Origin of the sequence: Celeribacter ethanolicus (genome assembly GCF_001550095.1) — a bacterium.
In the GTDB taxonomy this organism is placed as follows: domain Bacteria; phylum Pseudomonadota; class Alphaproteobacteria; order Rhodobacterales; family Rhodobacteraceae; genus Celeribacter; species Celeribacter ethanolicus.
The window spans coordinates 104,942-118,112 of sequence record NZ_LRUC01000048.1 but is presented as its reverse complement, the minus strand read 5'-3'; the positions used below and the strand labels follow the sequence as shown (position 1 = coordinate 118,112).

Annotated in this window: 14 protein-coding genes; 6 read left to right on the top strand and 8 right to left on the bottom strand. The window is 60.7% G+C overall.

Annotated features, from left to right (window positions below; genetic code table 11):
* Positions 1 to 8: 8 nt before the first annotated feature.
* The 4 genes from argF to NH195_RS18315 form a co-directional block, all read right to left on the bottom strand.
* On the bottom strand, positions 9 to 938 hold the full coding sequence (argF, locus tag NH195_RS18330) for an ornithine carbamoyltransferase (RefSeq protein WP_066710466.1): 930 nt from the start codon (positions 936 to 938) through the stop codon (positions 9 to 11).
* Between the two features lie 20 nt (positions 939 to 958).
* Positions 959 to 2,125: an aspartate aminotransferase family protein gene (locus tag NH195_RS18325; RefSeq protein ID WP_066710464.1), complete on the bottom strand. Its 1,167-nt coding sequence runs from the start codon at positions 2,123 to 2,125 to the stop codon at positions 959 to 961.
* Positions 2,126 to 2,388: 263 nt separating this feature from the next.
* Positions 2,389 to 3,132, bottom strand: coding sequence for a trypsin-like serine peptidase (locus tag NH195_RS18320; protein WP_162265897.1), 744 nt, complete (start codon positions 3,130 to 3,132; stop codon positions 2,389 to 2,391).
* A 168-nt stretch (positions 3,133 to 3,300) separates the two neighbouring features.
* Positions 3,301 to 4,113 carry an ABC transporter permease gene (locus NH195_RS18315; protein WP_081424019.1) on the bottom strand — a complete coding sequence of 271 codons (813 nt, stop codon included), beginning with the start codon at positions 4,111 to 4,113 and terminating at the stop codon, positions 3,301 to 3,303.
* Between the two features lie 212 nt (positions 4,114 to 4,325).
* On the opposite strand from NH195_RS18315, the gene NH195_RS18310 reads away from it, so the two are divergent.
* Positions 4,326 to 4,910: a GcrA family cell cycle regulator gene (locus NH195_RS18310; protein ID WP_066710460.1), complete on the top strand. Its 585-nt coding sequence runs from the start codon at positions 4,326 to 4,328 to the stop codon at positions 4,908 to 4,910.
* Positions 4,911 to 5,146: 236 nt separating this feature from the next.
* Positions 5,147 to 5,719, top strand: a complete 573-nt coding sequence (locus NH195_RS18305) for a YceI family protein (RefSeq protein WP_066710457.1) — start codon at positions 5,147 to 5,149, stop codon at positions 5,717 to 5,719.
* Positions 5,720 to 5,794: 75 nt separating this feature from the next.
* Here the strand turns inward: NH195_RS18305 and NH195_RS18300 are convergent, their stop codons facing one another.
* Complete coding sequence (locus NH195_RS18300; RefSeq protein ID WP_066710455.1) at positions 5,795 to 7,000, bottom strand: cytochrome b/b6 domain-containing protein; 1,206 nt, start codon at positions 6,998 to 7,000, stop codon at positions 5,795 to 5,797.
* Between the two features lie 138 nt (positions 7,001 to 7,138).
* Positions 7,139 to 8,392, bottom strand: coding sequence for an OmpP1/FadL family transporter (locus NH195_RS18295; protein WP_066710452.1), 1,254 nt, complete (start codon positions 8,390 to 8,392; stop codon positions 7,139 to 7,141).
* A gap of 243 nt (positions 8,393 to 8,635) precedes the next feature.
* Here NH195_RS18295 and rimO point away from each other — a divergent pair, with 243 nt between their 5' ends.
* The 3 genes from rimO to NH195_RS18280 all read left to right on the top strand — a co-directional run bounded on the left by rimO (position 8,636) and on the right by NH195_RS18280 (position 11,744).
* Positions 8,636 to 10,039 carry a 30S ribosomal protein S12 methylthiotransferase RimO gene (gene rimO / locus NH195_RS18290; protein ID WP_066710449.1) on the top strand — a complete coding sequence of 468 codons (1,404 nt, stop codon included), beginning with the start codon at positions 8,636 to 8,638 and terminating at the stop codon, positions 10,037 to 10,039.
* A 181-nt stretch (positions 10,040 to 10,220) separates the two neighbouring features.
* Positions 10,221 to 11,279, top strand: a complete 1,059-nt coding sequence (locus NH195_RS18285; RefSeq protein ID WP_066710446.1) for a type I restriction endonuclease — start codon at positions 10,221 to 10,223, stop codon at positions 11,277 to 11,279.
* A gap of 72 nt (positions 11,280 to 11,351) precedes the next feature.
* Complete coding sequence (locus NH195_RS18280) at positions 11,352 to 11,744, top strand: rhodanese-like domain-containing protein (RefSeq protein WP_066710444.1); 393 nt, start codon at positions 11,352 to 11,354, stop codon at positions 11,742 to 11,744.
* Here NH195_RS18280 and NH195_RS18275 read toward each other — a convergent pair.
* Entirely contained in the window at positions 11,741 to 12,091 is a 351-nt protein-coding gene (locus NH195_RS18275) for a YigZ family protein (RefSeq protein WP_066710441.1), read from the bottom strand. The genes NH195_RS18280 and NH195_RS18275 overlap by 4 nt on opposite strands.
* 14 nt (positions 12,092 to 12,105) lie before the next feature.
* Positions 12,106 to 12,468: a diacylglycerol kinase gene (locus tag NH195_RS18270; RefSeq protein WP_066710438.1), complete on the bottom strand. Its 363-nt coding sequence runs from the start codon at positions 12,466 to 12,468 to the stop codon at positions 12,106 to 12,108.
* Positions 12,469 to 12,575: 107 nt separating this feature from the next.
* On the opposite strand from NH195_RS18270, the gene NH195_RS18265 reads away from it, so the two are divergent.
* Positions 12,576 to 13,112: a DUF4405 domain-containing protein gene (locus tag NH195_RS18265; RefSeq protein WP_066710435.1), complete on the top strand. Its 537-nt coding sequence runs from the start codon at positions 12,576 to 12,578 to the stop codon at positions 13,110 to 13,112.
* Positions 13,113 to 13,171 lie beyond the last annotated feature (59 nt).

Below are 13,171 nucleotides of genomic sequence, written 5' to 3'. Positions count from 1 at the left end.
AGCCTTTATCATTTGCCCTCTACACACCACCGCATAATCGCCTTCTGGGCGTGCAGACGGTTCTCCGCTTCGTCGAAAATCACCGATTGCGGACCATCCATCACCGAATTCGTCACCTCATCGCCCCGGTGCGCCGGAAGGCAATGCATGAACAGCGCATCGGGCTTCGCGAGCCCCATCAGACGCCGATCCACCCGGTAGGGCCGAAGCTGGTTGTGACGGCGTTCCCGCGCCGAGGCCGGATCGTGCATCGACACCCAGGTATCCGTCACCACGAGATCGGCGCCCGCAACCGCCTCTTCGGCGCTGCGGGTGATCGAGACATTCGAGCCTTTCGCCCGCGCCTCCTCGACAAAGCCCATTTCCGGATCGAGCGGCTCAGGACCTGCGAAGGTCATGTCAAAGCCGAACTGACCGGCGGCATGGAGGAAGGACGCGCAGACATTGTTGCCATCACCGAGCCAGACGACTTTCTTGCCCTTGATCGAACCGCGATGCTCCTCATAGGTCAGGATGTCGGCCATGATCTGGCAGGGATGGGTGCGGTTCGTCAGACCGTTGATCACCGGCACGGAAGCATATTCCGCCATCTCCAAGAGCGTCTGCTCCTCGAAAGTCCGGATCATGATCATGTCCACGTAGCGCGATAAAACCCGCGCCGTGTCCGCGATGGTTTCACCATGGCCAAGCTGCATATCGGCGCCCGAAAGCACCATGGTCTGGCCGCCCATCTGGCGCACGCCGACATCAAAGGACACGCGCGTCCGGGTCGAGGGTTTCTCGAAAATCAGCGCGACCATTTTGTCTTTGAGCGGCTGCTCCGCATCAAGCGCGGCTTTCGGTTTGTCGTGACGCGCGTTCTTGGTCAGTTTCGCGGTCTCGATGATCCGGTGCAGATCCTGTGCTGAGGTTTTGTGAATGTCGAGGAAGTGGTTCATAGGTCTGTTCTCTTCGTCTGTCAGAGCGCACTGGCGGCGGCATCAATCCGCGATACGGCCTCGGCAATCTCTTCGTCGGTGATATTGAGCGCGGGCAACAGCCGCACCACATTGTCGGCGGCGGGCACGGTCAGGACACCCTGCTCATAGCCTTTGCCCACCAGATCGGCAGGCGCGATTTTGCATTTGAGGCCGAGCATCAGGCCTTCGCCACGGACGGCTTCAAACACGTCGGGATGAGCTGCCACCAGCTCTTCGAGCTTTTGCCGCATCAGCCCCGCCTTGCGGTTCACCTCGGCCAGAAACGCCGGATCGGAAACGATCGACAGCACCTTGAGCCCGATGGCACAGCCCAGCGGGTTGCCGCCATAGGTCGAGCCGTGCGTGCCAGCGGTCATGCCCGATGCCGCCTCTTCGGTCGCCAGAACCGCGCCCAGCGGAAAGCCGCCGCCGATGCCCTTGGCAATCATCATGATGTCCGGCGTCACCCCCGCATATTCATGGGCGAACAGCCGCCCCGTGCGCGCGATCCCGCATTGCACCTCGTCGAAAATCAGCAGAGCGCCCTTCTCGTCGCAAATCCTGCGCAGCAATTTCAGCGCCTCGTCGGGCACCACGCGGATGCCGCCTTCGCCCTGCACCGGCTCGATCAGGATCGCCGCCGTCTTGTCGGTGACGTGATCGGCCACGGCTTCCCAGTCGCCGAACGGCAGATGGACAAAACCCGGCATCAGCGGGCCAAAGCCCTTGACCATCTTGTCGGTTCCAGAGGCCGCAATCGCGCCGGTCGAACGGCCATGGAAACAGCCCTCGAAAGAGATCACTTCGATCTTTTCCGGCTGGCCTTTCTCGTACCAGTATTTGCGCGCCATCTTGATCGCCAGCTCGGCGGCCTCGGTGCCGGAGTTGGTAAAGAAACAGGTGTCGGCAAAGGTCAGCTCGGTCAGCTTGTCGGCCAGAGCCTCCTGCGCCGGGATCTTGTAGAGGTTCGAGACATGCCACAGCGTGTCCGCCTGATCCTTGAGCACCTGCGCCAACTCCGGGTTGGCGTGGCCCAGCGTGTTCACCGCGATGCCCGCGCCGAGATCGAGAAAACGGCGCCCGTCCGCCTCGATAAGCCAGGAGCCTTCGCCTTTAACGAAGGACAGCGGAGCCCGGTTGTAGGTCGGCAGAACGGAAGAGATCATCGTGTGGTTCCTCTGGAAAAGAGAGGCCTCATGGGTGGCGAAAGCCAGCGGGCCTGTCAACGGTTGGGGGATATTTTTTAAGGGATTGCGCCGGTTTGGCGCGGTTTGTGCCACGCGGATCACGCCTCGGGCACGGATGAACGGACGTCAGGGACGCTTCAGCGTCGACGTCGGCTACCGGTAGCATATGCGCGGGTCATGTTCATGACGCGCTTTTCGATCAAACCGCCCGCACTGTCAAAGGAAATTTGCGGCAGCGCCCCTCACTCCGCCGAAAGGAATTTCGAATTGCCAACCGCACGCGAGGAGGTTCCGCCGCCGACCGTGATACGCTTGACCACTGCGGCTTTTACCTCCGATGACGGCACCCCAAGCGCAAGCTGCCGCTTGAGCGCCTCAACTTTCCCTGAAAGCGACATGCCATAGCCGACCCGCCTGCCGCCCGCCTCTCCCATGGAGGACACGAGCGAGACAATCGCCAGACGGCCCTGATCCTCCGCAAAGACCGGCGCGCCGGACGACCCGTAATTGATATAGCAATCAAAGGCATAAAGCCCCTGAGACGCATCCAGAAGATGACAGGCGCGCTGAATGGTCATGACGTCATTCTGCGGCTGACCATAGGAGGCGACCGTCAGATCGCCCTCCGGCCCCGTTGGCCCATGCAGCGCGTAAGGCCTGGCCAGCGCCGCAGGGATCGGCGAGGCCAGCTTGACCAGCGCCACATCGCGCCGCAGGTGGTCGCCCGTCTCCCGCTCCGCCGTCTCGAATCCCGGCATCACCGCCACCGCGGCCCCGCGCGAGGCGGCGACATGGCGCTCCTCCCGAAGCCCGGCGCGAAACGTGATCTTCTCCGGCGCAAGCGGCGTGTTTTCCGCATCCATCACGCAATGCGCGGCGGTCAGTACCAGATCCGGTGCAATCAATGCCCCGGTGCAGGTGCCCTCCCCCGCCATCTCAAGCCGCCCAACGCCTTCCCAGCCAATCCGTTCTGCGCTCGCGGGCAAGATCTCTTCCGCCCGCATCGCAAACGGCACGCAACAGAGAACAAAGAGAGACAGGAAACGCGCGCTGAGACTCATCGAAAACCCCGGCAAGTTGAGACTTACCGGGGTCGTTAGCCGGGAAATCCGGCGACAATGGGGCCGCCCGGCATTCGCCTGCGATTTTTCGATTCAGGATTTCAGTTTCGTACCGCGCTTGAAGAACAGCCAGTCGATGAACACCACCAAGGCGGTCACCCCGCTCATCACCGCAAGCCCGATCCAGGGCGAGCTGTCCGAGGTGCCGATGATGCCGTATCTCACCCCGTCGATCAGATAGAACACCGGGTTCAGATGGGTCAGCACCTTGAACCATTGCGGCAGGGTCTCGACCGAGTAGAACGTGCCCGACAGAAAGGACAAGGGCGTGATGATGAAGTTGGTGATCGCCGCCATATGGTCGAATTTCTGGCTGACGATGCCCGCAAGAACGCCCAGACCGCCGATGAACAGCGCGCCCAGCACCACGAAGGCGATGGCAAACAGCGGATGATGCAGCGGCAGACCGACGAACACCGCCATCACGACCCAGATCGCGATCGCCACAAACATGCCGCGCGCCACCCCACCCGAAAGATAGCCGATCACAAGTTCGAACGGCGCCAGAGGCGGCATCAGCGTGTCGACGATATTGCCCTGCACCTTCGAAATCATGATCGAGGAGGAGGTATTGGCAAAGGCGTTCTGGATCACCGTCATAGTGAGGATGCCGGGGGCTAGGAAATGCACGAAGGGCACGCCCATGACATCGCCGCGCGACGGGCCGATGGCCAGCGTGAAGATCGTCAGGAACAGCCCGGCGGTCACCAGAGGTGCCAGGAGCGTCTGTGTCCAGACCGCGAGAAAGCGCGAGATCTCCCGCCCGATCAGCGTGTAAAGTCCAAGCCAGTTGACCCGGCCAAACCGCCGAACGCCCATCTGCACCTCATTTTGAGCCATTTCCATTGCCGCGCTCTCCTGCTATAGACCCCTGTCTGCGGTTTTCCCCGCGCGCCCGCTTGTAACCGCAAGCGCCGTGTTTAAAATAGGGGGCAGACAGAAATCTCAAGCGTCCTGCACTGCAAAACCCCTGTGCAGGATCGTTTTTGTGATCTTATGCGTGGTGCGGGGCCGCACCCAAGACAACCACAGGCCCGATGACAACCGAAGGAAGAACCATGTCCTGGACCGATGAGCGCGTCGAACTGTTGAAGAAAATGTGGGGCGAGGGTCAATCCGCCTCGCAGATCGCCAAGGAACTTGGTGGCGTGACGCGCAACGCCGTGATCGGCAAGGTGCATCGTCTCGGCCTGTCGAACCGCGCTGGCGCCAGTGCAACGCCCGCCGCCAAACCTGCCGCCGCCCAACCGAAAGCGAAGCCTGCGGTCAAACCCAAGGTGGAGGCCAAGCCGAAACCTGCGCCGCAACCGGCCGCGCAGACCGAAATGGCAGAGGCCACGCCGAAACCCGCCGTGCCCGCCCGTCGCCAGATCATCCCCGCCGGTCAGCCCCTGCCGCCGCAACCCTCGACCAACGAGATACCCGCCGAAGCTCTGGCCAAGGTCACCGAGGTCGAGAAGAAAGCCAAGCGGATCTCCGTCATGGAACTCACCGAAAAGACCTGCAAATGGCCGATCGGCGATCCGGCGACTGACGATTTCTGGTTCTGCGGCCTGCCCTCCGTGCCCGGCAAACCCTATTGCGAGGCGCATGTGGGTGTGGCGTTCCAGCCGATGTCCTCGCGCCGCGACCGTCGCCGCTGAGCCCTGCGGCGAAACGACGGCAAGGCCCACATTGCTATTCTGAAGATCAAAGTCGCCCGAAGGGGCGGCTTTTTTCAAACCTGTATAAGACGATTTCCACACAGCATTCGCACATTTTTGCATATGCGTGTTTCTTTGCGCACAGACTCTGTTTGGCGCTGCGGAATTTGAGCTTCACGGTCAGCACGCTAACTTTACAGCCATCTTCAAACCGCACTGCCAAAGAAAGCTTTGACATGAAACACCTGCTTCTGACTTCCGCGCTCGTCCTCGGCGCAACCGCCGCTTCTGCCGAACCGGTGAAATACGCCCTCGACGCCTCGCACAGCCAGATCGTCTTCACCTATGAACACCTCGGCTTCTCTACCACCACCGGCATGTTCTCCGGCTTCGACGGCACGATCATGTTCGACGAGGCCGATCCGGCGAACTCTTCCGTCGAAGTCTCCTTCCCGACCGACAGCCTCTACACCGGCTGGGCCGAGCGCACCGCGCACTTCCTGACCGGCGATTTCTTCGGTGCCGAAGAGAACCCGACCATCTCCTTCAAATCCACCTCGATCACCGTCGAGGACGAAGACGAAGGCCTGATCACCGGCGATCTGACCATCAACGGCATCACCAAATCCGTCACCATCGAGGCCGAGTTGACCCAGAAGGGCGAGCACCCGATGATGAACAAGCCCTGGCTCGGCTTCGACGGCGAGCTGACCGTGCTGCGCTCCGATTTCGACATGGGTCAGTATGCGCCCTACATCTCCGACGAGGTTGAAATCGAGATTTCCATCGAAGCGATGCTGGCCGAATAAGCCGCCCCGCCCACGCATTCAAAAGGCCGCCGGAGCGATCCGGCGGCCTTCTTTTTGATCCAAATGACCCGGAATTTACTGTCGCACCGCCGTCAGCGTCGTCGCGACCGCGACGGCAAACCCGACGGTGCCCTCATCCGCATAGCCCGCGCCCATGCCGAAATCCCGGCGATCGAGCGTGCTCGTCCCGCTCATCGTCGCGGTGTCTCCGTCAATCGTCAGGTCGAAAGCCAGTGTCACCGGCACCTCCTGTCCCACCAGCGTCAGCGTCCCCACCGCCTGATGCGATGCGCCCTCGATGCGGGAAATCTCCCCTTCGAACGTGGCGGTCGCATAGGTTTCCGTGTTGAAAAACTCCGGCCCCATGGCCTGTTGCGTCACCGAGCCGAGCGTGAGCGACGTGGTGTCTATGGTGACCGTCACCTCGCCCGTACCCGTCGCCTCGTCATAGGCGATGGCGGCACTCCAGTTCGCAAAACTGCCCTCGACCGGCGCGCCCATCTGTTTGACGGAGATCGTCAGGCTGCCCTGATCGACCGTCCATGAGGGCAGATCGGAGGCAAGCTCGGCCTGTTCCACCTGAGCCTGTTCCATCGGCGCGGCGGCCCCATCCGGGCGTTCCGGCGCGGGCATCACGAAGGGAAAGGCCACAACGGCAATCCAAAGCACGGCGGCCAGAACCGGCGGCAGGGCAGAGGCATGGGCCTCCCCCTCGACACCCGCATCTGTGCCACGCAACATCCGGGACAGCACGCCGTCTTTCTCGATCACCGCATGTTTCAGCGCCCCTGCGACATGCAGCGCGACCGTCAGATAAATCACCAAAGCCGAAAGCCCGTGCACCGCCCCCGCCATATGCGCGACATCTTCGGATTTCGGCACGAACGGCAGGTCCTGCCCGAACGGCCAGAGGATCGGGGCAAAGCCGGTTTCGGCGGAATGCATCACCCAGCCCGACAGCGGCATGATCACAATCGCGCCATAAAGCATCCAGTGGATCACCTCGGCCAGCAACGTCTCGGCCTTGCGCTCCGGGTGCACCGGCACGGGTTTCGGCTGTGTGATCGCCCAGAGGATGCGCAGTACGGCAAGACCGAGCACGGCCACACCGATGGTTTTATGCGCAGAATAGAGCGTCGCGAGCCCGGCGGCGGTCTCTGCCGTGCGCGGCGTGTTCTCCCCGATCAGGCCCAAAGCAATGTCGGTGAGGATCAAAAGGGCAATCGCCCAATGGAAAAAGCGCGCAAGCGCGCCGTAACGGGTGGCTGTGTTGGTAAGCATGAAGCGACCTGTGTTGCATGCGGTTTACCGCAGCCTAGCCGATACGCCGTCCCCACACATCCAAATCCGCCGCACAGACTCTGTGCGAACAGGTGGAAAGCCCCCGGAGGGGCTTTCTCAAATCCAGCGCCACAGCGATCAGAAGCTGCGGGTCCAGCCGATCGACGCCGAAAGCTGGCTCATTTCCAGCTCCGCCGTGCCGCCATACATCACCGGCCCGGTGACCGTGTTTTCCGGCACATAGGAGATCGAGAAATCAATCCGGTCGCGGGCGTTGATCTGCCGCGAGCCGCCGAAGGTGAAGTGATCCTCCACCACGCCCGGCGCGAGAATACCGAAGGTCACGTCCTCCGATCCGATCGGGTTCGACGCATGGGCGTAGCCCACCCGCCAGGTCATATCCGGCGAGGATTTCCATTCGGCACCGAGACGGATCACCTCGACATCTTCCCAACCGAACCCCGCTCCGCCATCGGCGCCCAGCCCGCCCGCGTCGGAGGCATTGCCCACGGCCGGTACGTCTGAGTAGAAAATCTTCTGGTAATCGAGCAAAAGCGCCAGATCGGGCGTCGGCTGATAGGCCAGACCGACGGTGATCGAGGCCGGAATGTCGAAATCCCCGCCACCTTCGAACAGCCCGGCGTAATCGTCGAATTCCGACATGTCGAATTTCGTCTGCGCCGCGATCCCGAGTGTGAGTTGATCGCTCAACTCATATTGCATGCCGAGCCTGAGCCCCAGACCGTAGGAAAATTCCAAGCCATTGTTCGTGAGCGCCGAGGAATCCACGGACATGCTGAAAAATTGCGAAAGCCCTTTGGCCTCAAAGGCCTGCACCGCCAGCGTCGGCGCGATCCCGTAAGAGAGCCGGCCCATCTTCTGCGCATAGGTCACCGAGACGAAAAGCTGGGTCAGGTCAACACCCGCCTCGCCACCGCAATAGACCCCCGAGCCACCGCCGCAATTGGCATTGCTCACATCCGGGTAAGAGGTGTTCATCCCGCCGTTGCCGTAAGCGGAAAAGTTCACCACCGCCCCGTTCGCGAGCGGCAGGTTATAGGCGGCGTTCGGCACCGGGAAGAACTCCTTGCCCGAATTGACCTCGCCATCGGCGATGAACCCCGTGCCCGTGCCGGTATAGCCCCGCGACGGCGAAAACGCCTGAAACCCGAAACTCAGCTCGCGCCCCACGCTGGCCACTGAGGCCGGGTTGATCGCACCCGACATGGCGTCCTGCGAATAGGCCACGCCCGCCCCCGCGACGCCCCGCGCCGCCGGGCTATAGCCCAATGCAAAATATCCTTCCGTGGCCGAGGCCCCCTGCGGCAACATACCGGCGGCAAGGCACAAGACGACCGGTCCCGCGACACGGGTGTGTTCCATCCTGAACATCTTCGATCCTTCCAAGGTTTCCGGGTGATGCCGCGCCTCCTCAAACGCTGCGGCCGCGCCCGAACCCGCACACCGCGGGCCTGTGCTAAAAATTATGGGATCACGCGTCTGTGATCTCCATCAACCTATGCGAATATTTTCGATCCGGCGACGAAATTTTCCGCCGCGACGCGGCAAATCCGACAGGAACGCCCACCTCTTCTGGGGCTTTCCCGACCCTTTCTTTCGGAGTATATCGCCGCCATGAGCCAGAACCCGCCAAATCTCCGCCCCGACCTTGCCCCGAAGCCCGTCTTCGACACGAACCGCCGTGACGGCCAGCCGACCATCGGCATGGTCTCTCTGGGCTGTCCGAAAGCGCTGGTCGACAGCGAACGCATTCTCACCCGGCTCCGGGCGGAAGGCTATCAGATCAGTGCGGATTACTCCGGCGCCGATGCGGTGATCGTCAACACCTGTGGCTTTCTCGATTCTGCCAAGGCCGAGAGCCTTGAGGCCATCGGCGAGGCGCTTCAGGAAAACGGCAAGGTTCTGGTCACCGGCTGTCTCGGCGCCGATCCCGAATATATCACCGGCGTCCATCCGAAGGTTCTGGCCGTCACCGGCCCGCATCAATACGAGCAGGTCCTCGACGCGGTCCACGCCGCCGTACCGCCCTCGCCCGATCCGTTCATCGACCTGCTGCCCGCCACCGGCGTGAGCCTGACGCCCCGGCATTTCAGCTACCTCAAGATTTCAGAGGGCTGCAACCACGCCTGCAAATTCTGCATCATCCCGGACATGCGTGGCAAACTGCAATCGCGCCCGGTCCATGCCATCTTGCGCGAGGCCGAAAAGCTCGTCGAAGCGGGCGTCAAGGAACTGCTGGTCATCTCGCAGGACACCTCCGCCTATGGCCTTGATCGCAAATACGTCTCCTTCCCGTGGAAAGACCGCGAGGTGCGCAGCCACATCACCGATCTGGCGCGCGAGCTGGGCCAACTGGGTGCCGCCGATGACCTCTGGGTGCGGCTCCATTACGTCTACCCCTACCCCCATGTGCGCGACCTGATCCCGCTCATGGCCGACGCAGGCAACGCCGTTCTGCCCTATCTCGACATCCCGTTCCAACACGGCCACCCGGACGTGTTGAAACGCATGGCGCGCCCGGCGGCCTCGGCCAAAGTGCTCGACGAGATCGCCGCCTGGCGCGCGGTCTGCCCGGACATCACGCTGCGCTCCACCTTCATCGTCGGCTACCCCGGCGAGACGGAGGCGGAATTCCAATACCTCCTCAACTGGCTGGACGAAGCGCAACTCGACCGCGTCGGCTGTTTCCAATACGAAAACGTCGCCGGCGCGCGCTCCAACGCCCTGCCCGACCACGTCGCCCCCGAGGTGAAACAAGAGCGCTGGGAACGCTTCATGGAGAAAGCTCAGGCGATCTCCGAAGCCAAGTTGCAGGCCAAGGTTGGCACCGTTCAACAGGTCATCGTCGACGACATCGACGAAGACGGCATCGCCACCTGCCGCACCAAGGCGGATGCGCCGGAGATCGACGGGAACCTGTTTATTGACGAGGGGACCGAGGGGTTGTCTGTGGGGGATTTGGTGACGGTCGAAGTTGATGAGGCCGGGGAGTATGATTTGTGGGGCAAACGCGTCTGAAAAACTCTCCGGGGGAGAGTTTTTACGCGTTTGCGCGCGGAGAACCGGAGGTTCGAAGCGCCGGGGCGGAAATAGAAAACAGTCTTGAGAATTGTTTTCCCGAATGAACGAGATTCGAAACTGTTGATTGAAACAAATTTCTCCTCCTTAATATCCCCAATTGAGATTGGGGGATTGAGGAATGGAATTCAAAGAGCAGATCAAAGAGCTTGCCAAGCGGTCCAAAGCCGCGAGTGAAAAAGCTCTCACCGAAGAAGCAACGAAAACCTCTGTCATCCTACCCTTCATTCAGTCGCTCGGCTTCGACCCGTTTAATCTGGACGAAGTCATTCCCGAATATGTCTCGGATGTCGGCACGAAAAAAGGCGAGAAAGTCGATTTCGCCCTCAAGATCAATGGTGAGACCAAAATCCTCATTGAGGTCAAACCGATTACTTCCTCTCTCGGAAACACCCAATATAATCAGCTTTACCGCTACTTCGGAGTAACCGAAGCAAATCTTGCCATTCTGACCAATGGCAGAGAAGCGTGGTTCTTCTCGGACATCGACGCTCCGAACAAGATGGACAAAAAACCGTTCTTCAAATTCGATCTGCAAAAGCACGACGAAGATGAAATCGAAGAACTCAGCCGGTTTCAAAAAGATGTCTTCTCGATTGAAAGCATTCTTGAGGCAGCATCTGCGCTCAAGTATTCGCATGCCGCAGCCCAATATCTTAAAACCCAACTGGACGAACCGGACGACGAGTTCGTCAAGCTGATTGGCCGTAAAATTCATGATGGCATGCTGACCAGAAATGTCGTCGAACAAATCAGACCTGCCATTCAATCGGCCATTGAGATCATTGTAAGGGATCGCATTCAGGACCGTCTGGATATTGCATTCAGGCCGAAATCCGATACGACAAAAACGGACGGTGGAACCACACCTGAAGAACCGAAATCCGACATCATAACGACGGACGAAGAAAAAGAAGCCTTCATGATGGTCAAAGCGATTGCCGCTAAAACCATACCGACAGAGCGGATCACCATCCGTGATGCCAAAAGCTATTGCAGCGTGTTCGTAGACGACAACAATCGAAAACCCCTGTGCCGTTTCTATTTCAACGCGAAATCTAAAAACGTGCTGGGTCTCTTCGATCCGGACAAGAATGAAGAAAAGTTCGAGCTGACAACGCTTGAAGACATCTACAAACATGCGGACGCAATCGCCCAAACGGCCGCGTCTTATGTGTAATGCCTCGGGGACAGCGATCACGTTGCCCTCCCCGCACTGATCAGGTTAACTCTCCCCCAAGAGGAGACCCCCATGCTCAAAAACTACAAAGACCTGCTCGCCGCCGCCCACAAAGTGATCGAGACGATCCCGACGCAAGACGCCATGCTCCTCATGCAGGACGACGGTATCGTCTTTGTCGACCTCCGCGACCGCCGCGAGCTTGAGCGCGAGGGCCGCATTCCCGGCGCTTTCCACTGTCCGCGCGGGATGTTGGAGTTTTGGATCGACCCGGAAAGCCCCTATTACAAACCCAAATTCGGCGAGGACAAAAAGTTCGTGTTTTACTGCGCCTCCGCCTGGCGCTCGGCGCTGGCCACAAAAACCTGCATCGAAATGGGCTTCACCAACGTCGCCCATGTCGCGGGCGGCTTCTCCGCGTGGAAGATGCACGGTGGGCCTGTCGAAGAGGTCGAAAAACATTAAAGCCGGTCGAGGTAATAGCGCACCGCGTCCTGCACATGGCGGAACCGGTCGCCGCCAAGGTGTTTGCCGCCATACCAGCGCGTCACCACGACGATCTGGCCGGTGACGCCCTCGCGCTCCAGCATGCGCAGGATCACCATCCCCGCACCGCTCTCGCCGTCATCGTTCTTCAACGCCGTGCCATCGGGCAGCACAACACCCCATGTGTTATGTGTCGCCTTGGCGAATTTCTTCTTGCGGCACAGCTCTTTGACAAACGCCTTGGCCTCCTCCTCGGACCCACAGGCCCCGCCGGAAACCGCATATTTCGAGCCGCGGTCGGAGATGATGCCGTCATAAATCTGCATGGCGCCTTATAGCCTCACCCGATCAGCACGAAAAGCCACGCCACCCCCGCCGCCAAAGCCGTCACCGTCACCGCCGCAGACCCCGCATCCTTGGCGGTCTTCGCCAGCGGGTGCTCCCGCTCCGAAATGTAATCCACCGCATCCTCGATCGCCGTGTTCAACAGCTCGGCGGCCAACACCAACAGCCCCAGCGCAATCACCAGCCCCCGCTCGCCTGCCGTCAGATCAAGGACAAGGGCCAGACAGGCCGATATGAGATTGGCCCAGACCCACGTCCGAAAGGAATGTTCCGAGCGCCACGCATAGCGCAGCCCCTCCATGCTCCAGACCGTGCGCAGGACCAGTCGTTTCGCCGTGTAGGTCGCTTTGTCTTTCATCTTGCCTCCTCCGTCGTCAGAGCATGATCGAGGAAAAAGACCAAGGCAAGCGACGGAAGCGGGAGGCACGCCCGTAAAAGAGGGCAGAGACAAGAAAGGCTTTCACAATGTCCACCTTACGTAAATTCGCCACGCCCCTGACCATCGCCACATTCACCATCGTCGGCGTGACGGGCGTGCTCTGGTATTTCCATGTCATCACCTCCGCCGGTCGCTGGATGCATGAGATCATCGGTCTGGCCATGGTCGTCGTCGTCGCACTGCACGTCGTGCTGAACTGGCGCGCGTTCAAGACCTATTTCAAACGCCCGCTCGCCATCGGAATCATCGTGCTGGGCGTGGTTTTGACCGTCGGCGCCTATCTGGTGCCCGATCAGACGCAGGCCCGTGGTGGCCCGCCGCAATTCGCCGCCTTCTCGAAATTCGCCGATGAAAGCCTTGCCACTCTGGGGCCGATCTTCGACACCACCGGCGAGATTCTCGTCACCCGGCTCGAAGATGCGGGCTACACCGGCGCAACCCCTGCGAGCACCGTCGAGGACATCGCCGGGTCCAACACCCGCGCCCAGATGGAGGCCTTTTCCGCCATGGCCGCGGACGGTTCCGGCACGGGTGGGCAAGGCGTCGGTGCAGCGCGCAACTGAGCCGTCTCCCAACAAACAAAGGGACCCGCGGGTCCCTTTGTCATCTCTAGATCTCTGGA

Coding starts and splice junctions, on each gene's coding strand:
- NH195_RS18285 (WP_066710446.1), top strand. CDS start 10,221: ATGGAATTCAAAGAGCAGATCAAAGAGCTTGCCAAGCGGTCCAAAGCC.
- rimO (WP_066710449.1), top strand. CDS start 8,636: ATGAGCCAGAACCCGCCAAATCTCCGCCCCGACCTTGCCCCGAAGCCC.
- NH195_RS18315 (WP_081424019.1), bottom strand. CDS start 4,113: ATGGAAATGGCTCAAAATGAGGTGCAGATGGGCGTTCGGCGGTTTGGC.
- NH195_RS18265 (WP_066710435.1), top strand. CDS start 12,576: ATGTCCACCTTACGTAAATTCGCCACGCCCCTGACCATCGCCACATTC.
- NH195_RS18295 (WP_066710452.1), bottom strand. CDS start 8,392: ATGTTCAGGATGGAACACACCCGTGTCGCGGGACCGGTCGTCTTGTGC.
- NH195_RS18300 (WP_066710455.1), bottom strand. CDS start 7,000: ATGCTTACCAACACAGCCACCCGTTACGGCGCGCTTGCGCGCTTTTTC.
- NH195_RS18325 (WP_066710464.1), bottom strand. CDS start 2,125: ATGATCTCTTCCGTTCTGCCGACCTACAACCGGGCTCCGCTGTCCTTC.
- NH195_RS18310 (WP_066710460.1), top strand. CDS start 4,326: ATGTCCTGGACCGATGAGCGCGTCGAACTGTTGAAGAAAATGTGGGGC.
- NH195_RS18305 (WP_066710457.1), top strand. CDS start 5,147: ATGAAACACCTGCTTCTGACTTCCGCGCTCGTCCTCGGCGCAACCGCC.
- argF (WP_066710466.1), bottom strand. CDS start 938: ATGAACCACTTCCTCGACATTCACAAAACCTCAGCACAGGATCTGCAC.
- NH195_RS18275 (WP_066710441.1), bottom strand. CDS start 12,091: ATGCAGATTTATGACGGCATCATCTCCGACCGCGGCTCGAAATATGCG.
- NH195_RS18270 (WP_066710438.1), bottom strand. CDS start 12,468: ATGAAAGACAAAGCGACCTACACGGCGAAACGACTGGTCCTGCGCACG.
- NH195_RS18280 (WP_066710444.1), top strand. CDS start 11,352: ATGCTCAAAAACTACAAAGACCTGCTCGCCGCCGCCCACAAAGTGATC.